The 25,582-nt window shown below is 69.4% G+C and carries 16 protein-coding genes and 3 pseudogenes; 5 read left to right on the top strand and 14 right to left on the bottom strand.

Going from position 1 to position 25,582, the window contains the following annotated elements; genetic code table 11:
* The 7 genes from ACFZDC_RS40550 to ACFZDC_RS40520 form a co-directional block, all read right to left on the bottom strand.
* A partial coding sequence (locus ACFZDC_RS40550) for a beta-ketoacyl synthase N-terminal-like domain-containing protein (RefSeq protein ID WP_391331941.1) occupies positions 1-1,163 on the bottom strand: 1,163 nt, incomplete at its 3' end.
* Positions 1,160-7,642 (bottom strand): SDR family NAD(P)-dependent oxidoreductase, encoded by a 6,483-nt coding sequence (locus ACFZDC_RS40545; protein ID WP_391331939.1) that lies wholly within the window; start codon positions 7,640-7,642, stop codon positions 1,160-1,162. The genes ACFZDC_RS40550 and ACFZDC_RS40545, both read right to left, overlap by 4 nt.
* Before the next feature lie 209 nt (positions 7,643-7,851).
* Entirely contained in the window at positions 7,852-8,613 is a 762-nt protein-coding gene (locus tag ACFZDC_RS40540; protein ID WP_391331937.1) for an alpha/beta fold hydrolase, read from the bottom strand.
* Between the two features lie 17 nt (positions 8,614-8,630).
* The gene (locus tag ACFZDC_RS40535) at positions 8,631-10,118 is read right to left on the bottom strand and encodes a DHA2 family efflux MFS transporter permease subunit (protein ID WP_391331935.1); all 1,488 of its coding nucleotides are present in this window, start codon (positions 10,116-10,118) and stop codon (positions 8,631-8,633) included.
* A 96-nt stretch (positions 10,119-10,214) separates the two neighbouring features.
* Positions 10,215-10,442 (bottom strand): hypothetical protein, encoded by a 228-nt coding sequence (locus ACFZDC_RS40530; RefSeq protein ID WP_391331933.1) that lies wholly within the window; start codon positions 10,440-10,442, stop codon positions 10,215-10,217.
* A 417-nt stretch (positions 10,443-10,859) separates the two neighbouring features.
* Positions 10,860-11,417, bottom strand: a complete 558-nt coding sequence (locus ACFZDC_RS40525; protein ID WP_391331931.1) for a hypothetical protein — start codon at positions 11,415-11,417, stop codon at positions 10,860-10,862.
* Between the two features lie 212 nt (positions 11,418-11,629).
* The gene (locus ACFZDC_RS40520; protein ID WP_391331929.1) at positions 11,630-12,262 is read right to left on the bottom strand and encodes a sigma-70 family RNA polymerase sigma factor; all 633 of its coding nucleotides are present in this window, start codon (positions 12,260-12,262) and stop codon (positions 11,630-11,632) included.
* A gap of 850 nt (positions 12,263-13,112) precedes the next feature.
* Between ACFZDC_RS40520 and ACFZDC_RS40515 the strand changes: the two genes are divergently transcribed.
* The 3 genes from ACFZDC_RS40515 (at position 13,113) to ACFZDC_RS40505 (ending at position 15,920) form a co-directional block, all read left to right on the top strand.
* A complete protein-coding gene (locus ACFZDC_RS40515) occupies positions 13,113-14,693 on the top strand; it encodes a methylmalonyl-CoA mutase family protein (RefSeq protein ID WP_391331927.1) in 1,581 nt (526 codons plus the stop codon).
* Between the two features lie 29 nt (positions 14,694-14,722).
* Positions 14,723-15,130, top strand: a complete 408-nt coding sequence (locus ACFZDC_RS40510) for a cobalamin-dependent protein (protein ID WP_391331924.1) — start codon at positions 14,723-14,725, stop codon at positions 15,128-15,130.
* A 121-nt stretch (positions 15,131-15,251) separates the two neighbouring features.
* A complete protein-coding gene (locus tag ACFZDC_RS40505; protein WP_391331922.1) occupies positions 15,252-15,920 on the top strand; it encodes a methyltransferase in 669 nt (222 codons plus the stop codon).
* Positions 15,921-16,100: 180 nt separating this feature from the next.
* Here ACFZDC_RS40505 and ACFZDC_RS40500 read toward each other — a convergent pair.
* Positions 16,101-16,334, bottom strand: a pseudogene (locus ACFZDC_RS40500) (IS701 family transposase); the annotation flags it as partial.
* A gap of 398 nt (positions 16,335-16,732) precedes the next feature.
* On the opposite strand from ACFZDC_RS40500, the pseudogene ACFZDC_RS40495 reads away from it, so the two are divergent.
* Positions 16,733-16,978: pseudogene (locus tag ACFZDC_RS40495) on the top strand (DUF4158 domain-containing protein); the annotation flags it as partial.
* A 153-nt stretch (positions 16,979-17,131) separates the two neighbouring features.
* Here the strand turns inward: ACFZDC_RS40495 and ACFZDC_RS40490 are convergent.
* Positions 17,132-18,637 carry an MFS transporter gene (locus ACFZDC_RS40490; protein WP_391331920.1) on the bottom strand — a complete coding sequence of 502 codons (1,506 nt, stop codon included), beginning with the start codon at positions 18,635-18,637 and terminating at the stop codon, positions 17,132-17,134.
* A 62-nt stretch (positions 18,638-18,699) separates the two neighbouring features.
* Positions 18,700-19,368 carry a hypothetical protein gene (locus ACFZDC_RS40485; RefSeq protein WP_391331918.1) on the bottom strand — a complete coding sequence of 223 codons (669 nt, stop codon included), beginning with the start codon at positions 19,366-19,368 and terminating at the stop codon, positions 18,700-18,702.
* A gap of 145 nt (positions 19,369-19,513) precedes the next feature.
* Between ACFZDC_RS40485 and ACFZDC_RS40480 the strand changes: the two are divergent.
* Positions 19,514-19,905 (top strand): annotated as a pseudogene (locus tag ACFZDC_RS40480) (transposase); the annotation flags it as partial.
* A 161-nt stretch (positions 19,906-20,066) separates the two neighbouring features.
* On the opposite strand, the gene ACFZDC_RS40475 reads toward ACFZDC_RS40480, so the two are convergent.
* The 4 genes from ACFZDC_RS40475 to ACFZDC_RS40460 are packed head-to-tail and all read right to left on the bottom strand — an operon-like array spanning position 20,067 to position 25,223.
* The gene (locus ACFZDC_RS40475) at positions 20,067-22,013 is read right to left on the bottom strand and encodes an SPFH domain-containing protein (protein WP_391331917.1); all 1,947 of its coding nucleotides are present in this window, start codon (positions 22,011-22,013) and stop codon (positions 20,067-20,069) included.
* 3 nt (positions 22,014-22,016) lie between these two features.
* The gene (locus tag ACFZDC_RS40470; RefSeq protein ID WP_391331915.1) at positions 22,017-23,435 is read right to left on the bottom strand and encodes a TIR domain-containing protein; all 1,419 of its coding nucleotides are present in this window, start codon (positions 23,433-23,435) and stop codon (positions 22,017-22,019) included.
* Positions 23,436-23,488: 53 nt separating this feature from the next.
* On the bottom strand, positions 23,489-24,631 hold the full coding sequence (locus tag ACFZDC_RS40465) for a hypothetical protein (RefSeq protein ID WP_391331913.1): 1,143 nt from the start codon (positions 24,629-24,631) through the stop codon (positions 23,489-23,491).
* 1 nt (position 24,632) lies between these two features.
* Complete coding sequence (locus ACFZDC_RS40460; RefSeq protein WP_391331911.1) at positions 24,633-25,223, bottom strand: TIR domain-containing protein; 591 nt, start codon at positions 25,221-25,223, stop codon at positions 24,633-24,635.
* Positions 25,224-25,582 lie beyond the last annotated feature (359 nt).

Raw genomic sequence — 25,582 nt, 5'->3', positions numbered from 1 at the left:
ATGGAGCCGAGCCAGAGGGGGTCACCGTCGCGCTCACGGCCGTACGTCGCCAGCAGCGCCTGCGCCTCGATCGGGTCACCCAGCCTGGTGCCGGTCCCGTGGCCCTCCACCGCGTCCACCTCGGCCGGCGACAGACCCGCACTCGCCAGCGCCTGCCGGATCACCCGCTCCTGCGAAGGGCCGCTGGGCGCGGTGAGGCCGTTGCTGGCGCCGTCCTGGTTGACCGCGCTGCCCCGGATCACACCGAGAATGCGGCGGCCGTTGCGGCGGGCGTCCGACAGGCGCTCCAGGACGACCAGACCGACGCCGTCGGAGAAGCCGGTGCCGTCCGCCGACGCCGAGTAGGCCTTGCAGCGGCCGTCGGGGGCCAGGCCGCGCTGGCGGCTGAACTCGACGAACAGGAAGGGGCCCGCCAGCACGGTGACGCCGCCGGCGAGGGCGAGGGAGCACTCGCCGTTACGCAGCGCCTGGGACGCGAGGTGCAGGGCGACGAGGGAGGCGGAGCAGGCGGTGTCGATCGTGACCGCCGGGCCCTCCAGGCCGAGGCTGTAGGCGACGCGGCCGGACATCACGCTGCTCTGGGTGCCGGTGACCCGGAAGCCCTCCAGTTCGGGCAGCGTCGAGGGGCCGTAGTCGGAGGAGACGGTTCCGGCGAACACGCCGGTGTCGCTGCCGCGCAGGGAGGCCGGGTCGATGCCGGCGTCCTCCAGCGCCTCCCACGCCGTTTCCAGGGTCAGCCGCTGGGTCGGGTCCATGGCCAGCGCCTCGCGCGGGCTGATCCCGAAGAAGTCGGCGTCGAAGGTGGTGGCGGTGTCGATGAAGCCGCCTTCGCGGGCGTAGGCGCTGCCCGGCCGCTCGGGGTCGGGGTCGTAGAGCCGTTCCAGGTCCCAGCCGCGGTCGGCGGGGAACGGGCCCATGGCGTCGCGGCCGGACGCCACCAGCTCCCACAGCTCCTCCGGCGACGTCACACCGCCGGGGAACCGGCAGCTCATGCCGACGATCGCGATCGGCTCGACGTCGCGCTGCTCCAGCTCGCGCACCCTACGGTTGGCCGTGCGCAGCTCGGCGGTCACCCGGCGCAGGTAGGTGCGCAGTTTCTGTTCGTCGGTCATCCGCTCGTCGCTCATCGATCCGCTCCGGCCGTCATCCGTCTTCCCGGTCATGCAGATCCGAGCTCCTTGTCGATCAGGTCGAACATGTCGCTGTCAGAGGCGAAGTCGAGGTCGTCCTCGAGGTGGTCGTCGGTGTCGTCGTGGCCGGTGACGGCCGTGCTGAGGAGGGTCCGCAGCCGGTTGCTGAGCGAGCGCAGGCGCGGCTTCGCGCCGGCCAGCTGGGCCAGTTGCCGCTGGTCGGCGGATACGGCGATGAGGAACGCCTCCAGCCGCTGGAGTTCCGCGTCGAGCGGCGAGGGGCGCTGTTCGGCGCCGGCTCCGCCGACCTCGGAGAGGATCATCCGGGCGGCCGCGAGGGGGGTGGGGTGGTCGAAGACCAGCGTGGCGGGCAGGCGGATGCCGGCCACCTGGCTGAGCCGGTTGCGCAGTTCCACCGCGGCCAGGGAGTCGAAGCCGAGCTCCTTGAAGGCGCGTTCGGGCTCGACGGCGGCGGCGGAGGCGTGGCCGAGGACGGACGCGGCCTGGCTGCGGACCAGGTCCAGGACGACCTGCTCGCGGTCGGCCTCGAGCACGCCGGCGAGCTGCCGCTCCAGGGAGCGGGCACCGCTGTTGCGCGTGGGGGTGCGTACGAGGCCGCGCAGCATGGCGGGCAGCAGGCCGGAGCGGGCCCGGTTGCGCAGTGCGGACAGGTCCAGGTGGACGGGGACGCTCAGGGTGGCCTCGGAGGCGAGGGCCCGGTCGAACAGTTCCAGGCCCAGGTCGCTGGAGATCGCGCCGATGCCGGTGCGCTGCATACGGGCGAGGTCGGCCTCGTCCAGCTCGCCGGTCATGCCGGTGGAGTCGGACCACAGGCCCCAGGCGAGGGAGAGGGTGGGCAGTCCGGCCGACTGCCGCAGGGCGGCGAGCGCGTCGACGGCGGCGTTGGCGGCGGCGTAGTTGGCCTGGCCCGCGTTGCCGAGCAGTCCGGCGGCGGAGGAGAACAGGACGAACGCCGACAGGTCCATACGCGAGGTCAGTTCGTGCAGGTGCCATGCGGCCTCCAGCTTGGGGCGCATGACGTGCCGTATCTGCTCCGGAGTCAGCGACTCGATGACGCTGTCGGACAGCACGCCGGCGGTGTGGACGACGGCCGTGAGGGGGCGGTCGAGGGTGTCGAGCAGCTCGGCCAGCCGGTCGCGCTCGGCCACGTCGCAGGCGGCCACGCGGGCGTGCGCGCCGAGTGCTTCCAGCTCGGCCACCAGCTCGGCGGCGCCGTCGGCGGCCGGGCCGCGCCGGCTGACCAGCAGCAGGTGCCGTGCGCCGTGCCGGGTGACGAGGTGCTTGGCGAACAGGGCGCCCAGGCCTCCGGTGCCACCGGTGATCAGCACGGTGCCCTCGGGGTCGAGGGGTGCCGGAACGGTCAGGACGACCTTGCCGACGTTGCGGCCCTCGCGCAGGTGACGGAAGGCCTCCTGGCCGCGGCGTACGTCCCAGGCGCGGATCGGCGACGGGGACAGCATGCCGCGGTCGAAGAGGGCGGCGATCTCGACCAGCATCTGCTGGATGCGCTCGGGGCCGGCCTCCATGAGGTCGTAGGACCGGTAGCGCACGCCGTCGTGCCCATGGGCTACGGCCTCGGGGTCGCGGATGTCGGTCTTGCCCATCTCGATGAAGCGGCCGCCGCGCGGCAGCAGTTCGAGTGACGCGTCGACGAACTCGCCCGCGAGGGAGTTCAGTACGACGTCCACGCCCTCTCCGCCGGTGGCCTCGCGGAGGCTGTCGCGGAAGCCGAGGTCGCGGGAGGAGGCGATGCGTTCGGCGGGCACGCCCAGGGCGCGTACGGCGTCCCCCTTGGCGGGGCCGGCGGTGGCGAAGACCTCGGCGCCGAAGTGGTGGGCGAGCTGGACGGCGGCCATGCCGACGCCTCCGGCGGCGGCGTGGACGAGGAGCTTCTCGCCCGGCTCCAGGTCCGCCAGGTCGACCAGGCCGTAGTACGCGGTCAGGTAGACGACGGGAAGGGCGGCCGCCTCGGCGAAGGTGAGGTGCCGCGGTATCGGGGCGAGGGTCCTGCGGTCGGCGACGGCGACTGGGCCGAAGGCGTCCGTCACCAGCCCGAACACCCGGTCGCCGGGCTGGAGGTCGGTGACGCCGGAGCCGGTCTCCACCACGACGCCCGCGGCCTCGCTGCCCAGGGGCGCCTCGCCCGGGTACATGCCGAGGGCGATGAGGACGTCGCGGAAGTTGAGGCCGGCGGCCCGGACGGAGACGCGGACCTCGCCGACGCCGAGCGCGCGGGTGCCGTCGGAGGGAACGATGGCGAGGTTGTCCAGGGAGCCCTGCTCGGTGCTGGCCAGCCGCCAGGCCCGGCCGGACGGCCCGGCGGACGTGCGGGCGAGGCGGGGTGCCAGCAGGGCGCCGCCGCGCACGGCCAGTTGTGGCTCGTCCAGCGCGGACAGGGCGTTCCAGGCAGGCTGGGTGCCGCCGTCGTCGTCGACCAGGACGAAGCGGCCGGGGTGCTCGGTCTGCGCGCTGCGCAACAGACCCCACGCAGGTGCCTGGGCCAGGTCGACGGACTCGGCGTTGACGGCGACCGCGCGGCGGGTGACCGCCACGAGGGTGGCCTCGCCGAGCCATTCGCTGGCGAGCCACCGCTGGGCCAGGGCGAGGGTGCGCTCGGCGACCAGGCCGGCGGCGTGCGCGGGGTCGTCCGCGGCCGGGGTCTCGATCTCGGCGAGCACCACATCCACGGTGGGGGCGCCCTCGGCGAGCGCCTCCTCCAGCGCGGGGAGGTCGGCGTAGCGCTCACCGGGCGCGTCGAGGTCGCCGAGGACGGCGACGCGGGCCTGCGACGGCTCTGCCGTGACCGGCACCCAGTCCAGCCGGTACAGCGCGTGCTGCTCGCCCTGGGCTCCCGCCAGTTGCGCGGGGTCCAGGGGGCGTACGGCGAGGCTGTCGACGGCGACGACCAGGTCGCCGTTCTCATCGGCCACGTCGACGCGGACGGCGTGCTCGTCCGCGCTGGAAACGCGCACGCGCGCCCGGGAGGTCGCCGGGCGTCCGCAGCGCACCCCGGTCCAGGAGAACGGCAGGTCGGGGGCGGAGCCGGCCTCCCTGTCGAGCATGCTCGCGTGCAGCGCGGAGTCGAACAGCGCCGGGTGGACGGTGAAGCCGTCGACGGCGGTGTCCTCCGGCAGGGCGACCTCGGCGTACACGTCGTCGCCGCTGCGCCACACCGCCTGGACGCCCTGGAACAGCGGGCCGTAGTCGAGCCCGATGTCGGCCAGCCGCTCGTACAGGGCGTCGGCGGAGGCCTCGACGGCCGCGAGCGGCGGCCACTGGGCGGGGAAGGGTGTCGCGGGCCCGGCCTCGGGGGCGATGCGGCCGCGTGCGTGCCGGACGACCTGCCGCTCGCCCTCCGGTCCGGCCCCGGTCTCCGCCAGGGAGTGGACGGCGACCTCGCGGCGGCCGTCGTCGTCGGGCGTGCCGACGATGACCCGCAGGTGCCGGGCGGAGGTCTCGTCGAGGGTCAGCGGAACCTCCAGGACGAGTTCGTCGAGGACTTCGTGTCCGAGGTGGTGGGCGGCGGCGAGGACGAGTTCGACCAGTGCGGCGCCCGGCACGATCACCACGTCGAGCACCATGTGGTCGCGCACCCACGGCTGCGAGTCGGTGGAGATACGGCCCGTGAAGACCCACTCGTCGCGGTCGCCGACCTGGACGGCCGCCGCCAGCAGCGGGTGGCGCATCCTGTCCAGGCCGGCCGTGGCGACGTCACCGCTCCGCGCCGACGGTGTCAGCCAGTACGCCTCGCGCTGGAAGGCGTAGGTGGGCAGGTCGACACGCTGGGCGCCCGTTCCGGCGTACACGGCGTCCCAGTCGGTGCGCACGCCCGCGACCTGGGCCTGGCCGAGCGAGAGCAGGAAGCGGGGCAGGCCGCCTTCGTCGCGGCGAAGGGAGCCGATGACGGCCACCCGGGCGGCCGCACCCTGTGCCTCGACGGTCTCGTCGACGGCCATCGTCAGCACGGGATGCGGCGACATCTCCAGGAAGCAGCCCACACCCTTGCCGACGAGCGCGCGGATCGCCGGTTCGAAACCCACCTGACTGCGCAGGTTGGTGTACCAGTAGGCCGCGTCCATCGTCGCCGTGTCGATCACGCCACCGGTGACAGTGGAGTGGAACGGCACCCGCCCACTCACCGGCTCCACCGGCGCCAGCGCCTCCAGCAACTCCGCCTCGACCGCCTCGACATGCGCGGTGTGCGACGCGTAGTCCACGTTCACGCGCCGCGCCCGGATGCCATCGCGCTCACAGACCGCCTGCACCTCGTCCAGCGCATCCGCATCACCGGCGACCACGACGGCCGAGGGGCCGTTCACCGCCGCGACCCACACACGACCCACGAACGCAGCGATCAGCTCACCGGCCTGCTCGGCACTCAGCGCGACCGACATCATCCCGCCCCCACCCGCCAGACGGTCACGAATCAGCTGGCTGCGCACCGCCACGATCCGCGCCGCATCCCGCAGCGACAGCCCACCCGCCACATAGGCGGCGGCGATCTCGCCCTGCGAGTGACCCACCACCGCGGACGGCTCCACACCATAGGACCGCCACAGCGCCGCCAGGCTCACCATCACCGCGAACAGAGCCGGCTGCACGACATCGACCCGCTCCAGCGACGGCGCACCCGCGCCTCCCCGCAGCACGTCCTCCAAACGCCAGTCCACGAACTCGGCCAGGACCTCACCGCACGCCGCGATCTCCGCGGCGAACACCGGCGAGGAATCCAGCAATTCGACCGCCATGCCCTCCCACTGCGCACCCTGACCCGGGAACACGAACACCGGCTTCACACCCGAGCCGACGACCTGCCCCTCCACCACGTTCACCGCGGGCTCGGCCGAGCTCAGGTCGCTCAGACCGGTCAGCAGGGCGCCCCGGTCGGTGGCGACGACGACGGCGCGGTGTTCGAGGTGGGCGCGTGTGGTCGCCTGGGCGAAGCCGATGTCCAGGTGGTTCAGCTCCGGACGGGCGATCATGTGGGCGCGCAGGCGGTCGGCCTGCTCGCGCAGTGCCGCCTCGCTGCGGGCCGAGAGGGGTACGAGAACCGGCGGCCGGACTCCGGTCCGTTCGTCCTGGGCCGGCTGCTGCGGCTGGGCCGGGGCCTCTTCCAGGATGACGTGGGCGTTGGTGCCGCTCACGCCGAACGACGAGACACCGGCACGGCGGGGACGTCCCTCAACCTGCCATTCGCGGGCCTCGGTCAGCAGCCGGACCTTACCCGACTCCCAGTCCACATGCGGCGACGGCTCGTCCACATGCAGGGTCGGCGGCAGGACACCGTGCCGCATCGCCATCACCATCTTGATCACACCGGCCACTCCGGCGGCGGCCTGGGTGTGGCCGAAGTTGGACTTGATCGAGCCGAGCCACAGGGGGCCGTTCTGCCGGTTCTGGCCGTAGGTCGCCAGCAGTGCCTCTGCCTCGATGGGGTCGCCGAGCGGTGTTCCCGTTCCGTGGCCCTCGACCGCGTCGACGTCGGCGGGGGTGAGTCCGGCGTTGGCGAGGGCCTGGCGGATGACGCGTTCCTGGGAGGGGCCGTTGGGGGCGGTGAGCCCGTTGCTGGCGCCGTCCTGATTCACCGCGCTGGCCCTGATGAGGCCGAGGATGCGCCGCCCGTTGTGCTGGGCGTCGGAGAGCCGTTCCAGGACGAGCAGGCCCATGCCCTCCGCCCAGCCGACGCCGTCCGCGGCGGCCGCGTACGCCTTGCAGCGCCCGTCGGGGGAAAGGGCGCGCTGGCGGCTGAACTCGACGAAGGCGCTGGGCCGGGCGAGGGTCGTCGCTCCGCCGACGACGGCGAGCGAGCAGTCCCTGGCGCGCAGGGACTTGGCCGCCAGGTCGACGGCGACGAGGGAGGAGGAGCACACCGTGTCCACGGTGACCGCGGGTCCCTCGAAGCCGAAGGTGTAGCTGATACGGCCGGAGGCGACACTGGGTGAGGAGGCTATGGACAGATAGCCCTCGATCTCGGGCCGCCGGTCGCTGAGGCTCGCGACGAACTGGTAGTCGGAGAACATCAGCCCGCAGAAGACGCCGGTGTCGCTGCCCTTGAGGGTGGTGGGGTCGATGCCCGCGTCCTCGAAGGCTTCCCAGGCTCCTTCGAGCAGCAGCCGTTGCTGCGGGTCCATGGCCAGCGCCTCACGGGGGCTGATGCCGAAGAACTCGGCGTCGAACTCGGCCATGCCGTCGAGGAATCCGCCGTGTCGGGTGTAGGCGGTGCCGGGGTGGTCCGGGTCCGGGTCGTACAGGTTGTCCAGGTCCCAGCCGCGGTCGGCGGGGAACTCGGAGATTCCTGTGCGTCCCTCGGCGACCAGCGACCACAGGTCCTCGGGCGAGGTCACTCCTCCCGGGAAGCGGCAGCTCATGCCGACGATCGCCAGGGGTTCTCCCACCTGGTCGAGGAGCTGCTGGTTCTGGCGCCGCAGCCGCTCGGTTTCCTTCAGCGACTTGCGCAGGGCTCCGACGACGTCGTGCTTCTCGAGGGCCATGCTGTTTCCCCCACCTTCGGGCTTATGCCGGCAACCGTGTGGTCGTCCCTCTAGATCCCGCGGTGGGGGATGCGGATACAAATTCCTCGAGACTTTTCACAGCCACTTTTTGCAGACAGCGGGACGGCATGCCCGGCATCGCGAATGCAGCGGTGCCGGGCATGCCGTCCTGTCGTAAGGTGACTGGCCGCCTCGATGAACGGCGGCTGTCAGGCGTTTGTCGTGAGCGCGTCTTCCACGGATCTGTTGACGGCCTCGATCAGGCGGTCGCTGTTGTCGGTGAAGAAGAAGTGGCCGCCGTCATGGATGTCCAGGGTGAAGGCACCGGTGGTGGCGAACCGCCATTCGGCCGCCTTGGCCTCGGTGACCTTCGGGTCGGTGTTTCCGATGTGCACATGGATCGGCGCGGCAATCCGTTTCTCCGGTGAGCCGCGGTATGTCTCGGCGAGCCGGTAGTCGGCGCGCATGGGCGGCAGGACGAGATCGAGGATCTCCTCGTCCTGCAACAGCGCGTGCCCCATACCTCCGAGCAGTGCCATTTCCTTGAGGAAGGCGTCCTTTCCTTTGAGGTACGTCTTCTCGTCCGGGCTGATCATGGGTCCCACCCGGCCGCAGGCGAACAGGGACAGGGGTGCGTTGCCCATGGCCTCCAGGCGGTGGGCGACTTCGAAAGCCACCAGCGCGCCCATGCTGTTTCCGAACAGGACGAGCGGCAGATCGTTCCAGTCGCGCATAAGCCGGGCGATCTCGTCCGCGAGTTCTTGAATGGTGTCCCGGAAAGGTTCGTGCCGGCGGTCCTGCCGGCCGGGGTACTGGATCCCGTGGACTTCGAGGTCGTGAAAGCGGCGGGCGAACTGGAAGTAGAAGTTCGCCGAGCCGCCCGCGTGCGGGAAGCAGACGACTCTGGCTCTGGGGTCGTCGGTCGTGTTGAGTCTGCGTATCCAGAGTCCGAAGTCCTCGCCGCTGGCCATATGGGTACCCTCCCCGTTCACCCGGCGTCCTCGGCCTTCTGCAGGACGGTGTTCTCGGTCTCCGTCTGCGGCTCCTGCGGCGGGAAGCGCAGGAACATGGCGCACACGACGGCGCCCAGCAGCAGGAAAGCGGCCGGCAGCAGGCCTGTCTCGCTCAGGGCCTTGCTGTAGGGCTCGTGGAACGCGCTCGGGATCGCGGTGGCGCTTCCTTCGAACTGCCCGCCGCTGCCGCCGATGCGCGGCAGGTGTGCCTGGATCCGGTCGGTGAACAGGGCGCCGACGGCGGCGCTGCCGAGGACGGCGCCCATCTGCCGGTTGGTGTTGTAGACGCCGGAGCCCGCGCCGGACTGGTGGACAGGGAGGTTGCGGGTGGCGATCGCGCCCAGGGGGCCCCAGACCATGGCGTTGGCGACACCGGTGATGGCGGCCGTGACCGAGAACATCCACAGCTGCGAGTCGGGTTTCATCAGCACGCTGTATCCGACAATGGTGACGGCGAAGAGCACGAAGCCGATGGTGGTGAAGGTGCGTGGATGCGTCTTGTCGGACAGTTTGCCGATGAAGGGTGCGCAGACGCCCGTCAGAATCGCCAGGGGTGCGAAAAGCAGGGCGGACTCCGTGCAGGAGAGTCCGCGCACGCCTTGAAGGAAGAAGTAGGAGGGCACTGTCATCGCGGTCACCGCGGCACCCATGGCGGCGATGCCCACGTTTGCCAACGAGAAGTTGCGGTCCTTGAAGAGGCTGAGCAGCAGCAGCGGTTCGCCCTTGTTGAGCGCTTGTGTCACGACGAACAGCGCCAGGACGGCCAGGCCTCCGGCGATCATCAGCCAGATGGTGGTCGACCAGTCCTCGTCGTTGCCCTCCTGCAGGCCGTAGACCAGCAGGAACATGCCCGCGCAGGACAGCACGATCCCGACGACGTCGAACTTGTGGTTCTCCGTCTCGAGCGCCGGCACCAGCCGCCACGCCAGGGCGAAGGCCACGACGCCGATCGGCACGTTGATGAGGAAGATCCACTCCCAGCCGACGGAGTCCACCAGCAGGCCGCCGACGACCGGGCCCAGCAGCAGGGAGAAGCCGACGGAGCCGCCCCAGGCGCCCATGGCGGCGCCACGCTTGTCCGCGGGGAAGATCTTGGTGACCACGGCCATGGTCTGAGGCGTCATCAAGGCGGCACCGAAGCCCTGCACGGCACGGGCCATGATCAGCGTGTCGATGCTTCCGGCCACGCCGCACCAGAGCGAGGCGAGCGTGAACACCACCAGGCCGACCAGATAGACGTTCTTGGGGCCGAAGCGGTCGCCCAGCCGTCCGGTGAACAGCAGCGGCGCCGCGTAGGTGAGCAGATAGGCGCTGGTCACCCAGATCACTTCGGAGACGCTGGCCTTCAGTCCCGCCATGATCGCGGGGTTGGCCACCGCCACGACGCTCATGTCCAGCGAGATGAGGGAGAACCCGACGAGCAGCGCGCCTAGAGCCGGCCATGGGTTGCGTTGAACGGTCACGGACTTCCTTCCCGACGATTGCGCACGTACCCCAGATCCGGCAGGACCGGCTCCGGATACATCCGCGTCAGGAATCCACCGCGATTGTGACCGACGTCACATGGACAGCGTCACCTCGTCGCACCCGCGGCCGCACGGGTCGACCGTCAGCAGGGCTTCAGCACTTGACGCCGGGTCGGCTCGGTGTTCGTCACGGTGCACGAACGCAAAGAGGGCCTTGGCATTGTCCAGCATGGACTGCGGGGGCCGTCCGAGAGCGCCGCCAAGTCTGGCCAGCGCTTCATCACCCGATTCTGCCGCCTCTTCTTCGCCCGCCTCGTTCATGCCACCCACCTTCCACATACCGAAACACTCATGAAACAGAAACCCAGGCTATAGGTGGACCTCAGGGGGATCAATGGTAAGTGTTCAAACCTCACTTGGGCCACAGGCAGGGCTGATTCAAAGTCCTGGGGGTCATGGAAACGTGCAGGTCGCTGAGGTGTGAAGATCCAGTGGAAGTCCGTCACGAACACAACGAAGCTCCGGTTGACGGGGTGACCTTCCCAAGTCGCCCTTTCCGTCCGGAGCTTCGATGTGCCGCCAGTCTGCCACTGAGCCCCTTTCAACCTGCGGTTTGCGCTGTTCAGGAGCCTTCGGTTGCACTCGGGAAGTTGTGGTCAGTTGTTTGCGCCCTCCCGGAGAACCCGGTAGGTCTCGTGGGAACCATGCGGGCAGTGCCGCAGGCCAGATCACGGATTTTCAGTGCGGTGCCATCACCAAGTCGCCGATCACCCGCAGCCCGACCTGGGCCGCAAGCCACGGTGCACGCTCGGCCTCAACTTGCTTGACATGGACGAACACTGTGTGGTCGGCCGCAGGCTCTTCCTGGTCGAGGTCGCGGGCATGCGCGCACAGGGTGACGAATGCTCCGCGGGTGCCTCCCACTCCCAGACCTACCTCCGGAGCCTCGGGCCAGGCGTTGAAGTCCCACCGCACCGTGGCCGGGCTGTCGCCCACCGCCTTGAGGAACGGCACCACGGTCTCGGGTGTCCCGGCCCAGCGGCGTAGCCAAATGGGCAGGTAGGCCATCGGATCAACCCCCATGTCCGAGGCGCCGTCCCCGTGCCCTTCCGCCCACCAATCGGCATCCGGCAGCAGGGACAGCACTCCCGATAGGGAGTGAGGCGAGGAGATCCGAGCATCGAAATCGACTTCAAGATCCCTCAGGTCGGCGATCCCCAGCAGCCTCTGAACGATGCGCAATCCCTCCGAAAGGTCCGCCGTTCTCAAGATGGGCTGTGCGTAGGAATTGGACACGACGACCAGTGTGCCACTGAGGTTTCCCACTTCAGTCTGAGCGGGTCAGGTGCAGGGTGAGGACGGCCTGGACGAGGCTGGTGATGCGGGTGGTGGAGCAGCGCAGCACTTTGAATCAGCCCTGGGGCCACAGGAACCCCGCCGGCGGGCGACGCAACGCAAAGTGCCTTCCACCGGAACGACGGAAGGCACTTTCGGCGGAGCGGCGCAGCTCAGCGGTGTTGCTCCAGCGCGTAGGTGCGCAGACCGGATCGCGTGATGACGTCGAGCAGTTCGGCCGACCGCTCGGGGCGCTCGGTCTCCCCCTTCAGCAGCTTCCCCAGGTGGGCCAGGCAGCGCGCCCGGATCGGCCCCAGAGAACCGCGCGGCATGCCCAGCGTGGCGCTGATCTCGTCGTACGACATCGGCGGGTCGGTCACCAGCAGACCGAGCAGCGCCTGACACCGCGACGGGAGGGCGCAGTAGGCGAGCAGCACCTCGTTGTCGCGCTCCTTCGCCAGGGTCCGCTCCTCCGGGTGGTTCTCGGAGTCTTCCGAGCGGTCGAAGACGGGCGAGTCGCCGACCGGCACGCTGCGCCCCGACTTCTCGATGAGCTTCAGGCTCTCCCGGCGGGCCGACACCGCGATCCACTGGGCGAGTTTCTCGGGATCGCGAAGCTTGCCGAGATGCTGGATCACCCGCATCCAGGTGGTCTGACTGACGTCCTCACAGTCGGCCGCGCTGAGCCGGTGACCCCTGGCGATCGCCCATATCAGCGGCGAATACCGTTCCACGATCCGGTTCCAGCTCTGCTGGTTCCCGGCCATGCAGTCGTCTACAAGTGCGTCCAGTGCAGGCTTGTGCATCGATCCCCCGATTTTCAGTTTCCTATCACCGCCGGCCACTTAGTCGTCACCCTCGTCACGACGACCAGCGCAACCAAGTGACGCAGATAAACCCGTACCGGTTCCTCGTCCCTCACCTGCATCCTCGGGCAGCCGTTCCCCATGCGCGCGGAATCACCGGCAATGCGGTCGAGGCGGTGACGACCCCCACCCAACCAATCCGCTCATCGAACTCACGAACTAGCCAAGGCCGAAAGAAGTATGTCCGAGAGTCCCGTTCTCGTCAAAGGTTCCTCGGCCAACACTGCTGACACTGAAGTCAGTTCAGCAACTCCGGGCGTCACTCGGGCGCGCCGACAAGACGCCCGTGACCTGCCGACTTCACAGCCGACAACAGGGGGCATTCGCGTCTGTGGAGCGGCCACGCCCATCCTGAGCGGGCGGAGCAGCCCTTGCTCCATCTTTCAAGCATCTAAAAGTTGACTGATATTCAGCTTCGCGAACACCCCCCGACAGGCACCGACCCCCATCAAGTTCGATCTTGCACTGGTTGAAGATTTATTACATCGCCGTTGCGGAGCGTGGACTTGTTTCCCGGCCAGTAACCTGAGCCGGGCTTCTCGGAACGCGGACTCGTGTTGACTGACCCGATCCCGGTCTTCTATCTTTCCGGTCACAAAACCCTCTCCCCCGCCGGAATTTCGGAATCTCAAATTCCGGGGGCGTCGGCCGGTCGAAGGAATCGCGCTCAACTCCTCAACCCCTCACCGCTCTGAGCGCCTCCACCACACTCCGCTCCCCGATCCCCGGTCTCGGTGGCGCGGACCATGTGAACACTTCGAAACATCAATTCAACGGGAGGCAGGGCACCATGGTGCGCAAAGCCGAATCGGGAATTCCCATCGAGCCGGTGTACGGCCCCGACGCGCTGGAGAGCTGGGACCCGGCCGAGAAGCTGGGTGAGCCGGGGGCGTATCCGTTCACTCGGGGTGTGTATCCGTCGATGTACACGGGGCGTCCGTGGACGATGCGGCAGTACGCCGGTTTCGGTACGGCGAGCGAGTCCAACGCCCGCTACAAGCAGCTGATCGCGAACGGCACGACGGGCCTGTCGGTCGCCTTCGACCTGCCCACCCAGATGGGCCACGACTCCGATGCGCCGATCGCGCACGGTGAGGTCGGCAAGGTCGGTGTGGCGATCGACTCGATCGACGACATGCGGGTGCTGTTCGGCGGCATCCCGCTGGACAAGGTGTCGACGTCGATGACGATCAACGCCCCCGCCGCGCTGCTGCTGCTCCTCTATCAGCTGGTGGCGGAGGATCAGGGGGTCAGCGCGGACAAGCTGACGGGCACGATCCAGAACGATGTGCTGAAGGAGTACATCGCGCGCGGGACGTACATCTACCCGCCCAAGCCGTCGCTGCGGCTGATCGCGGACATCTTCAAGTACTGCCGGGCCGAGATCCCGAAGTGGAACACGATCTCCATCTCCGGCTATCACATGGCGGAGGCCGGTGCCTCCCCCGCGCAGGAAATCGCGTTCACTCTCGCCAACGGCATCGAGTACGTGCGCACCGCGGTCGCGGCGGGCATGGACGTGGACGACTTCGCCCCTCGTCTGTCGTTCTTCTTCGTGGCGCGCACCACGATCCTGGAGGAGGTCGCGAAGTTCCGTGCGGCCCGCCGGATCTGGGCGCGGGTGATGCGCGAGGAGTTCGGGGCGAAGAACCCGAAGTCGATGATGCTGCGGTTCCACACGCAGACGGCCGGGGTACAGCTGACCGCGCAGCAGCCCGAGGTGAACCTGGTCCGGGTCGCGGTGCAGGGCCTGGCGGCGGTGCTGGGCAGTACCCAGTCGCTGCACACCAACAGCTTCGACGAGGCGATCGCGCTGCCGACGGACAAGTCGGCCCGCCTCGCGCTGCGCACGCAGCAGGTGCTGGCGTACGAGACGGATGTGACGGCGACGGTGGACCCGTTCGCGGGCTCGTACGTGATCGAGAAGATGACCGACGAGGTCGAGGCCGCCGCGGTCGAGCTGATGCAGAAGGTGGAGGAGCTGGGCGGGGCGGTCACCGCGATCGAGCACGGTTTCCAGAAGAACGAGATCGAGCGCAGCGCCTACCGCATCGCCAAGGAGACCGACTCCGGCGAGCGCGTCGTGGTCGGCGTCAACCGCTTCCAGCTCGACGAGGAAGAACCGTACGAGCCGCTGCGGGTCGACCCGGCGATCGAGGCCCAGCAGGCCGAACGCCTCGCCAAACTCCGCGCCCGGCGGGACTTCTCGCGTGTGGACGAGGCGCTGACCGGGGTGAAGAAGGCCGCCGAGGGCGAGGACAACGTTCTCTACCCCATGAAGGACGCACTCGCCGCCGGTGCGACCGTCGGCGAGGTCTGCAACGCCTTGCGCGAGGTGTGGGGCACTTACACCCCCACTGACACGTTCTGAACCCACCGTGAGAAAGGGCTGACACAGCCATGCACCAGCAGATCCGGATCGTCATGGCCAAACCGGGCCTCGACGGTCATGACCGTGGGGCGAAGGTCGTCGCACGGGCGCTGAGGGACGCGGGGATGGAGGTCGTATACACCGGTCTTCACCAGACGCCCGAGCAGATCGTGAACACGGCGATCCAGGAGGACGCCGCCTTTGTGGGCCTGTCCATCCTGTCGGGGGCGCACATGACCGCCTTTCCCAAGGTGATCGAGCTGCTGAGGGAACGCGACGCCGCGGACATCGAGGTCTTCGGCGGCGGCATCATCCCGGAAGCGGACATCTCGCCGCTCAAGGGACTGGGCGTAGCCGAGATCTTCACGCCGGGCACGCCCACGGAGAGGATCGTGGAATGGGTCCGTGACCGGGCCGTCGGCACGGTCCGCTCCTGACCTTCGCCTCCCGGCGCGAGCGCCGTGCCTCGTCGGTCCACACGACCACCCCGCGAGGCACGGCACTTGAGCCCCGTATAGTCGAGGCCGGACGCAATCGCCCGTCGGCCGGAGGTTCCCCGTGACCACCTCGTCCCACTCCGCTCAGGTGCACGCCGGCCAGGCCATGTACCAGCCGTGGACGCTGCCCTTGTACGACCTGGTGGCCTTCAAGTTCAACTGCCGGTTCCTGTTCCGGGTTCCGGTGCCCGAGGTGGTCGCCATGTTCGACCGCAACGTGTCCCCGACACACCTGGACGTCGGGGTCGGCACCGGCTACTTCCTGGACAACTGCCGTACGGAGCCAGGGCAGTCCATCACCCTGGCCGATCTGAACGAGCACTCGCTGCGTCACGCGGCGCGGCGCCTGGCCCCGCGTTTCGACGTCAGGGCTGTCCGGGCCAACGCGCTGGAACCGCTGCCGCTTCCCGAGGCGTCCTTCGGCTCGGCGTCGATGAACTTCCTGCTGCACTGCGTGCCCGGCACCATCCGGGAGAAGGCCAAGGTGCTGGACCACGTCGCGGCGTGCGTACGGCCGGGCGGGCGTCTCTTCGGCGCCACCGTGCTGAGCAAGGGCGTCCCCGTGGGGCCGGCCGCCCGCGCGAGCTTCGCGGCGTGGAACTGGCGTGGCGTGATGCACAACTCCGAGGACAGCCTCGACGACTTGCGCGCGGAGCTGGCCGCACGCTTCCCCACCCACACCCTCTCGGTCCACGGCTGCGCCGCCCTCTTCGAGGCCGAGGTGCCCTGACCGGCTGTCCCCGGCCCCGTGAGAGGTTCAGTGCTCGCAGGGCGAGAATTCTCTTTCGTAGCGCCTAATAGGGCTTGGTCAGGTTGGTATGGGTTCTGGTTTGTTGCGGTGACAGGTGGGGCAAGCGCCGGTCCCAGACCGCGAGGAGCAACTGCAGTTCGCGGACGATTCGGTAGGGGCTCAGGCCGACGCCGTTTCTTTTGGGGACCGGGTGATGCGCTGAAGGGTGGAGAAGGCGTGCGAGACGGAGACGAGGGTGTCGTGGTGGTGCCAGCCCCTTTAGGTGCGGCCCTCGAAGTGCGCCAGGCCCAGGGACTGCTTCATCTCGCGGTAGTCGTGCTCGATGCGCCGGCGGAGCTTGGCCTGCCGCACGAGTGTGGCCAGCGGGGTGTCGGCGGGTAGGTTGGACAGCCAGGGCCTGTTGCGAAAGTGAGTAGAGATCCTGCTGGCTACGGGGTTGGTGCACCGTCAAACTCGTGATCGCGTAGACGCGCTCGATCGACACCTTCCCGGTGCGTAAGGTGCGCCGCCGACGGACGATCTGCAGTGCCTGGTCGACGTGCGGGAACGGCAGCTGCGGCACGGTGGCGGCCTTGAGCCGACGGATCTCGTCACGGCCGCGCGCGGTGGCCCGAGTGCAGTCCAGCAGCGGAACCTCCCTCCATGGCAGTTCCTTCACCAACGCGGGGGGCCGGTAAGAACTCTGTCACCAGCCGCAAACGGCGGTGATCTTGTGGGGGTGTCACCCGTGTGGGTGAGTCCGGGATCGTACAGCTGCGCGGGGTGAAGCCCCGAGAGGACGATCGACGACCGTGGCCCGTACCCCTTTGGACCTGGACGACCTGGTCGAGCACTGGACGCTGTTGAGCAACGAGCGGGGGCTCGTGTCCGGCAAGCGCGGTGCGACGAGACTGGGCTTCGCCGTGTGGCTGAAGTTCTACACGCAGCAATGCCGGTTTCCCCGGGGCCGGTTCGAGCTGCCAGGCGAGGCGGTGGAGTCCGTTGCCCGGCAGGTACAGGTACCCGCGTACGAGTGGAGCGGTCGGACGGTCGAATACCACCGTGCGCAGGCGAAGGTGACCTGGACTGGGTCGTTGCGGTCGCCTCCACGATCGTGCGTGCGCATCAGCACCGGCCGGGGCCCGGCAAAAAGGGGGCGGCCGGCGAGCCGGCAGACATGCCCTCGAGCGGTCCCGCAGTGGACTGACCAGTCATGCCGACGGTCTGGGCGTCGACCGGCCGATAGTTCCGCGCTGCACGGTAACGGCGACGAGGGCACCAAGCAGGATGATTCCGCCCAGGGTGAGGAATGTGATCTCGATTGCTGTTGCGAAGGCTTCGTCAGCGGCTCCACGGACGTGGTCCTGTGAGGCGCTTGGCAGCTGGGCGAGGAGATCGGTGTCGATCCGCTCGCGTGTGAGGGCGTCATCGAGAGCACTCTGTTCTTCCGGAGTGAAGGCATCGCCGGGTTTCAGGAGGCTGTTCCGCTTCTGCCATTCGACGGCGGTGAACAGCATGTTTGTCAGTGCGAGCCCGAGAGTGGCACCGACCTGTCGGGCTTGGATCGCCAGACCCGCGCCGACACCCTTGGCTGAGCCCAAAGCGGTGTCCGCAACAAGTGTGGTCGCTGACGGGTAGACCAACGGGGGCGCCAGCCCGAACAGCAAGAGGGCTGGAACAAGAAAGATGATGCGCCTGTCGAACACCTCGAGGGTAAGCCAGAGCAGGCAGACACCAAGGGCGGCCATGCCCGTAATGACCAGCCGGCCACCATGGCCACGCTCAGTCAGCTGTCCCACGAGCGGCGAAAGCACGATGGTCCCCACGCTGGTGGCCAGCAGCAGGAGACCCGTGCGAAATGCACCCATGTCAAGTACATGCTGCAGATACAGCGTCATGTAGAGGACGAGAGCGAGTGACGCGCACTGGACGAGGGCCAGAGCCGCCAGGGGGACGGATGTCGTGGCGCCGCGCAGAGGCCGGAGATCAAGCAGTGGGCTTCGGGCGCGGCGCTCAGCCAGCACGAAGGCGACGAGCAGCGCGATACCAGCGGTGAGCGGAGCGAGCGCCCCGACACTGGTGAGCCCCCAGTCGGAAGAGCGTTCACAGGCGAAGACCAGGAGGGCGAGCCCAGAAGCGATGAGGACACAGCCCATCAGGTCCAGCGAGGTCGTAGCGGGAGCGCGTGTCTCGATCAGATGCCGCCAGGCCAGGACGACGACCAGTGCAGCCACAGGGACAGTGGCGGCAAAGGCCCACCGCCAGCTCCCGTACTGAGCCAGTAGGGCGATGCCCAAAGGCATGGCGACGGCGAAAACGGAGATCACCGTGGTCTGAACGCCAATGGCCCACCCATGTTTCTCAGCCGGTAGGGCGGTGGTGAGGTTCGCCAGAGCGAGCGGTACGGCCAGCGCGACGCCCAGACCCTGCACGGCACGAGCTCCTACGAGAAAGGCCCCATCGGTTGCGACGGCACACAGTGCTGATCCGGTGACGAAGCAGGCCATGCCAAGAAGAAAAACCCGGCGTCGTCCGATCGTGTCGCCCAGACGACCGCTGACGACAGCAAGCGCGCACAGCGGCAGCAGCGCAGCGACAACGACCCAATGCAGGGCTGAGCTGTCCAGTCCGAGGTCGCGCTGGACCGCCGGCAGGGCAACGATGATGCTGGTCAGGCTGGAAAACAGCAGAGCACTCGCAGTCACTGTGGCCAGCATGGCGGCCCGCTGCTGGGTCGTCAGGCTTCCAGAATTACCCATAGGTCCCACTCTGCCGACTGTCAGCGGGTTTGGCCTTCGCGGTGGCTGGGTGGGCGACAGGGAACGGCAGCCCGTCGTAGCAAGCCGTCAAACTGGCCACCCTGGCCATGCTCACCGGGGATGCGCGGATGCGGGCCCGGCAGCAGGCCGCAGGCGGTTCGGGACGGCGCGGCCCCCTGGGGCGTGGGCGTGCAGGTGGGGGGGTGCGCGTGTGGCCCCGTGCAGGACAGCACGGGGCCGGGCGGGGAATCGGGCCGGTGAGGGCGGTCAGCGGTGGGGTGCAGGCCGCGATGGGTGGCGAGGAGCTGCAGCAGCGCGTCGTGTCCGGCCAGGCTGGCCTCGATCTGGCTCAGCTGGTGCAGTTGTGCGGCTGGCAGGGTCTCCTGGAGCGCTGCGGTGATGCTGTCCTCCTCCACGGAGTTCTCCTCGATGGCCGGCAGTTCCATCAGCTCCTGGACGGTGCGGCGTACCGCCTGGGTCCCGCCGGCGTGTTCGGCTCCGTGGACGAGAACGTCGCGGATGATCTCGGCGGCCCACCGGGGTGCGGCCTCGGTGAAGCGCTGCGCACCGTCGCGGTCCTGGTAGCGGTCGTCCGTGTGGGCGAGGTGCAGGTAATGGGCGAGCATCGTGCGTCCGCGCTCGTCCGACGTGCTGCCGTAGAACGACGTCCGGGACAACTCCTCGGTCATCGGGAAGGGACGGCAGACGTCGTCGCTGTGCAGAGGAACCTCCTGTGTGAAAGGGGCGAGTACACCCGGCCCCAGAGGGGGCGAGCGCGTCCCGAAGGTGGGCGGGCAGCACCAGGCAACGCCATGGTGCGCTCGCTGGTGGCCTCTGTGCCGCCGCCACCGCTACGCCAGGATCATCATCGACGCCGAAACCGCAGGGGGTCGCGGTGTTACCCGACCGCGAGGCTGCGACGTTGGAGTCCTGGCTGCGCGAGCACCCCAGCATCCAGGCTGTGTGCCGGGACGGCTCCACCGCCTGCACCGAGGCCGTCCGTCGCGCTCCGCCCGACGCGGTGCAGGTCAGCGACCGCTGGCCCCTCTGGCGCAACCTGTGCGACAGGATCTCGGCCGAGGTCCGCGCGCACGCCGGCTACTGGGCCACCATCTGCCCTCCCCGCCCAGGCGGGGTACACGAGCAAACCACCCCGCGAACGCTGGAACAAGAATCACCGCCTCCTCGACCAAGGCGTCGGTCTGCTCGACCGCTCCCGCCGCCTGGGACCGCTCGAAGCCCTGGGCTGTTGAGCCAGCACATTCCAGCTCATCCGCACCCGTCCCAGGTCCCAGTCCGGGTGCGCGGCGCGAGCACGCGGCCAACGCCAGGAGGTCGGTCGGGCGCTGCCGGTCCGGCTGCCGGACAGCGCCCGTCGTCAGAAGGATCAGTGCCCGTCGCCAGAAGGGCGCTCCGTCCAGGACTCATCGGTGCTCCCGCTCGCGGCCTCACCGTCGGCCGCGTCGTGCGCTGCACCGACGAGGTCCGCCGTGTCCACGGCCTGTTCTGTGCCCACAGGGTCCTGCGCCTTCCCCCCACCGTCCGCGGTCAGTTCCTGCCGGCCCGGTCCCGGGGTGAGCTGCTGGTCGAGTCGGAGTTGGCGCAGACGCGCCAGGAGGTCCTGCACCGCGGGCAGGGGCATGGTCGAGAGGTACGCCGAAATGTCACCGCCGCCACCGATGTACTGCGGGACGTCAAAACCCGCGAACTCGCGCACGATGCGGATCATCGCCGCGTTGTCCCGGCCCAGCGCGTCCACCTCGGCCTTGACATCGAGGCCGACGCGGCGGGCCTCCGCGCGCGCGAGGTACTTGTCGATGACGTCCTCGCGCTCGGCGTTCTTCACGGCCTGATCGAGAGTCTTGCCCCGCATCTCCTCGATGAGTTCCGCTTTGAGCGCGTCGAGCATGGACGGGTCGACTGGCTCGAAGTCGCCGAGGTTGGTCTCCAGGGTCTCCACGCCCCACTTGCCCAGTGCATGCTTGACCCGATCGGTGAGGTTCTTGCGTACGTCCTCATAACTGTCGAGGAATTCGAAGACGGAGTTCGTCATGGCGATCTCGTTGAAGTAGCCGGTGACGGCCACTCCCAGGACGTCCCGCACGAACCGCTTCATCGGCGCCGGGTCGTCGACCAGGCCGCCCAGTCCGGCCGTGCTGGCGCCGCCGAACTGACTGACCAGCGTGGGCGCCACCTTCGGCGGGATCTGGAGGTTCTGCCAGAGGTCCACCGACAGCTCGAAGCGGCCCTGGACCTTGACGGTGATCTGCCCGAGGTCCGCATCGTAGTTGTCGGCCTCGGACTGCTGCTTGTTGTGCCACTTGAGGATCAGCACGCGCGTGGGGATCACCATCACACGGACGAACCACGGGTTGAGCGCGTAGGAAGGGCCCTTGCCCAGGGTCTCCTGCTGGACGCCCCGCTGCCCGCCGTTCGCCAGGAAGACCCAGGGCAGGCGGAAGTTGCGGTGACCTGGCACTCGGGGTGCCACAGCGCCGTCCACCTCCCCTTCGGGCTCGGCGCCGTCCAGGGCGATGACCACGCCGGTGTAGTCCTCCTCGATGGAGATCTCTCGCAGATGCGCCTCTGTGAGGCCCTCACGGGAAGCCGCCACATTGTCGACCGTGATGACGTCGAAGAGCTCCGGGTTGATGTCGTAGCTGTTTCCGCCGCCCAGGATGGCCAGTTGCCGCCCCTGCTCGCCGCCACCAGCGAGAAAAGCCTCCCCGTCCTGGAAGTTGTCGCACTCGACATGCCGACCGAATCGCTGGTCCGGCGGTCGGACACCGCCCTCCCTCGCCTGGACCAGGCCGATCGTGCCCGGCGGCACATACGTGCGTGGCCGCATCTCGACCCGGAAGAGGCGGGTGTTGATGTAGTACGACTGACCGCCGCTCAACGTCCGTAGCTGAACGCCCTGTTCGCCCTTGGGGCCGCCGGGGCTGCCGGGGCTGCCGGGGCTGCCGAGCAGGAAGCTCTCCCCGTCCTGGAAGTTGTCGCAGTCGACATGCCGCGCCAGGCGTCCCCGGCCGGACCTGTTCTGCCCTTCCAGGGCCGTCACCACGCCGATCATGTCCGTCGGCACATGCACCCTGGGCACGCAGTCCACCGAGTTGACCACCGGCCACAGCCAGTGGGCGCCGGGAGACAGCGTGCGGGCCAGCACTCCGCGGGCGTTGTGCGGGTTGATGTGTTTGTACGACCGATCCGGATGCTGGGGGACGTACCTGCGGGTGATGATGCCGACATGGTCGGCGGGCACGACGACGCGTGCGTTCCAGGCCACTGCCAGGGCAACGGCGACGACGAAGAGGATCATCAGCAAAAAGATCACGGGTCATACCCCCCATTCCCGCAGCCGCGCGTGCAGCGCCAGCACGGTGGAACTCCAACGGTCGTACCAGTCCGGGTCGTTCTCGTGACCCGGGTCGCGCAGGGTCGGGTAGAACCCGGACCGTCTGCCGGGCCCCGCTCGTCGTGCGAAGTCGCGGTAGAGCCGGGGCACGGCGGACTCGGTCGAGTCACGCCAGCCCAGCGCGGCACCCAGCTCGGGGAAGCCCGGGCCGCGCCGTCCCCCGGCCGGGGCGAGTGCCAGCTGGCGCCGGAAACCCTGCCGCCCGTCGGAGCGTCTGGCCCACAACGCGTCGATGCCTGCCAGCAGCCCGCGCGGTACGGCTGCGGCGTCACGGGCGCTCAGCCAGCCCTCCGTGGACCGGCCGGCCGCCTCCATCACCAGCCGGGTGGTCAGCAGGTCCGCATGCTCGTACTCGCCCTCGGCGAGATGGGCGCGCAGCCGTTCCAGCCCGGCGGAGGGCGTCAGCCGCGCCGCCGGGAAGGGTCCGCGACGGGGAGTCTCGGGCAGGCGGGGCGGCCGGCCACGGGTGACGTCCTCGCGCAGGCGGCGCAGCAGGTCCAGGACGGTGTCGTCGAGCAGGGCCCCGTCCCGGGCATCGATGTGCCAGACGGTGGCGAGATGGTAGTTGGCCTCCCCGTCCAGTAGAACGGGGACGAAGGGCCGCCCGTGCACCTGGCCTTCAAGAATCATCCGGGTGACGTCGTCCGAGTCCTGCGACTGCTGGGTCATCACGACCACGACGGCCAGCGCGTCGCGCAGTTGCTGTCGGATCGCCCAGAACTGGGCGTCACCCGGGCGCAGATCGTCGACCGACCAGACCGGCAGTTCCGCCGCGCGCAGCTGACCGGCCAGCGCCCGGCCGTACTCGGCGTCGGCGGGGGCGTAGCAGATGACGAAGGCGGGAACGTCCGGTGGAGTGACGGGCCGGGACGGGGAGCGCTGCGTGGCGGTGAGGTTGTCCCGGGCGGCCGCCGGGCCCACCTGCCCTGGCCGGTCCGCGACGACCGCGGCGAGTTCGGCTGCCTTCTCGGCGAACTCCTCGTCGGTCACGTCGCTGAAGTCCCGCCAGACCCGGTTCGCAGCGAACGGCGGTACGGCGACACCGCCCAGCAGGACCGGTATGAAACGCAGTCCCCGCTCGGCCGAGGCGGTGGCGAGCGCCGCGTACTCGTCCATGGCACGGGGCGAACGCGCGGAGGCCGGGCTGATCACGGCGATTCCGTTGCGGGAGCCGAGCAGGGCGCCGTCCAGGCGGTGGACGATCACCTCGCCCGGCTCGATGCTCCACTGCGCGAAGAAGGGCGTCAGCCCGTGCCTGACCAACTCGTCGGCCAGCCGTTCGGCCCAGGCGGCGTCGTCGGCCGCGTAGGAGAGGAACACGTCGTTCGGCAGGTCGTTCAACGGCCTGGACCTCCTGGGCCTGGACGTGCTGGGGCCGTCCTCGGCGGACCGGGTCATCGGCCCGCGGGGCCACCAGAGTAGGCGTTAACTGTCCCTGTTTGAGAGGGATTTGCATATGTCGTACTAACCAAACTCTTCGGCGTGCGGCGCCTGCCACGGGAGGCGGGCTGGAAGCCTGTGGTGCGTCCGGCGGGGCGGATCGGCCACAGCGGTGTCGAAGATGTCCGAGGAGGTGTCCGCGGCAGCGGCTCGACCAGGGACATGGCCAGTTTCCCCAGCTCCGACCTGCCCTGTTCCTCCCAGTGAGGAGCCACCGAACGCTGTGTTTCGGTCAGCAGGGCTTCGGCCCCCGGGCGCCGCTCCGGGTCCTTCATCAGCCCGGCGGCCAGCGGCTCCCGCAGTGGCGCGGGGACGCCCGCCAGCGGGACCGGCGCCGTGGTGTGCCGTGACATCAGGCTGAACGACTGCCGGACCGGAAAGGGCGGTTGACCGGTCAAGCAGAGATACAGCAGGCAGCCGGCAGCGTACACGTCGGCCGGACCGGTCGGCACGCCGGTGCCGCGCCAGAGTTCCGGCGCGCGCAGTTCCGGGGCGCCCGTGGTCAGCGCCGCGAGCCCGAGGCCCGTCACCGTGACTCCGCCGTCCGAACCCACCATCACTTTCCCGGCCCGCAGGTCGCCGTGCGCCGTCCCGCGCGCGTGCGCGGCGGCCAGCGCCCGCAGGACGTCGTGGAAGAGGACCGTCGCCGCGGGGCCGGACAGCGCCCGGTGGCTCTCCAACAGGCGTACCAACGTGGTTCCTTCCACCGCGTCGCTGACGAGCGCCCCGCCGACGGCCGCGCCTGACCGCTCGTACGCCGCCCGGAACGCGGGCGCCTGCACGAACATGTACGGCACGGCCGCCTCGGGCAAGCGCAGCCCGCCCAGCCGGTCGACGTCCGCGCGGAACGCGGTTGCCCGAGCCCGGTGCACGAGCAGCCGCGCGGGCACGTACCGCACCACGGCCGGGCGTACTTGCCCGGTCCCGCTCCCGTCGGGCTCACCCGCCGCACCACCCGCGTCACCCCCGTCCGCCGCACCGTCCCGGCGTTCCGGTACGGGGTCCGGCCACGCCAGCACGATCCGTCCGCACCGCCCCCGGTGCAGTTCCCGTACCTCGGTCCAGCGCGGCAGCCGCCATGGCCGGGTGACTCCCATGTCAGACCCCCGCCGTGCCCCGGGGCGCGCGAATGATCCTCACCAGGCGGGCCACCTCGCGGTTGTAGTGCTCGGTGCCGGGACGGGTGAGGTCGAGCGGCTGGTGGATCGCGGCGAGCGGGGGCAGTGGGTCGTCGGTGGTCCGGGCCGGCACGAACCGCAGTCCCTCCTCGAACTTGCGGTGCAGCAGCGCCGCGTATTCGTGGCGGGCGCGCTGATCGGCCGTTGTCCCGGAGCCGTACACCAACACTCCCCACCTGGCCTCGCTGAGCGCCTGGTCCGTCTCCAGCAGCGGGACCAGTCCGGGCGCGACCCAGCGCACCAGGAACACCTCCAGATCCGCCGCGCGCAGTCGCCCGGCCAGGAGTTCGGCCGCATCGGCATCGCCGGACGCGTACGACACGAGTACGTCGTAAGCCCGCTGCCGCGCCGAGGAGTCCGGCGGCTCGGGTGCCGGGGCACCGTCACCACCACCGTTGCCGGCCCCCGATCGCCGCTCGCGGTATTCGTGATGGGCGTAGTAGACGCCCGCCACGGCGGCGACCACGCCGACGATTCCGATCACCAGGTTGACCGTCTCGACCCCCGTCATGACAAGGAGTGTAGGGGCGGTGACCCTCCGCAGGAGACCGGTTTCACGCAACGGTCCCCATTCCAGGCGCAGCCGCGGGACGCGCCTGGGCCGGGCTTGCAGGCGTGGGCCAACCGGACAACGCCGTTGCGGAGTTCACGCAGACCCTCCAGGGGTGCGGCGGTGACCTCGTACGGTACGCGGGCGACGATCGGGCCGCGGCGCCACATCGGGCCCTCGACGTCATCGTCCGGGTCACCACCAGCCCAAACCCAAGAGCCAGAGTGAACCGCCCCGGGTTCGGTAGAGATCTCAGACTGTGGTTGTGACCTGGGGTTTCGTGAGTTCGGTGTAGTAGTTGGCTTCGTATTCGACGGGCG

This window comes from Streptomyces sp. NPDC007905, from assembly GCF_042959345.1.
Lineage (GTDB): Bacteria > Actinomycetota > Actinomycetes > Streptomycetales > Streptomycetaceae > Streptomyces.
This window is presented reverse-complemented; position numbering and strand designations above follow the sequence as displayed.

Bases quoted from the DNA above. Each gene is read 5' to 3' on its own strand.
- ACFZDC_RS40545 (WP_391331939.1), bottom strand. From the start codon at position 7,642: ATGGCCCTCGAGAAGCACGACGTCGTCGGAGCCCTGCGCAAGTCGCTG.
- ACFZDC_RS40540 (WP_391331937.1), bottom strand. From the start codon at position 8,613: ATGGCCAGCGGCGAGGACTTCGGACTCTGGATACGCAGACTCAACACG.
- ACFZDC_RS40530 (WP_391331933.1), bottom strand. From the start codon at position 10,442: ATGAACGAGGCGGGCGAAGAAGAGGCGGCAGAATCGGGTGATGAAGCG.
- ACFZDC_RS40520 (WP_391331929.1), bottom strand. From the start codon at position 12,262: ATGCACAAGCCTGCACTGGACGCACTTGTAGACGACTGCATGGCCGGG.
- ACFZDC_RS40515 (WP_391331927.1), top strand. From the start codon at position 13,113: ATGGTGCGCAAAGCCGAATCGGGAATTCCCATCGAGCCGGTGTACGGC.
- ACFZDC_RS40510 (WP_391331924.1), top strand. From the start codon at position 14,723: ATGCACCAGCAGATCCGGATCGTCATGGCCAAACCGGGCCTCGACGGT.
- ACFZDC_RS40490 (WP_391331920.1), bottom strand. From the start codon at position 18,637: ATGCTGGCCACAGTGACTGCGAGTGCTCTGCTGTTTTCCAGCCTGACC.
- ACFZDC_RS40485 (WP_391331918.1), bottom strand. From the start codon at position 19,368: ATGACCGAGGAGTTGTCCCGGACGTCGTTCTACGGCAGCACGTCGGAC.
- ACFZDC_RS40465 (WP_391331913.1), bottom strand. From the start codon at position 24,631: ATGGGAGTCACCCGGCCATGGCGGCTGCCGCGCTGGACCGAGGTACGG.
- ACFZDC_RS40460 (WP_391331911.1), bottom strand. From the start codon at position 25,223: ATGACGGGGGTCGAGACGGTCAACCTGGTGATCGGAATCGTCGGCGTG.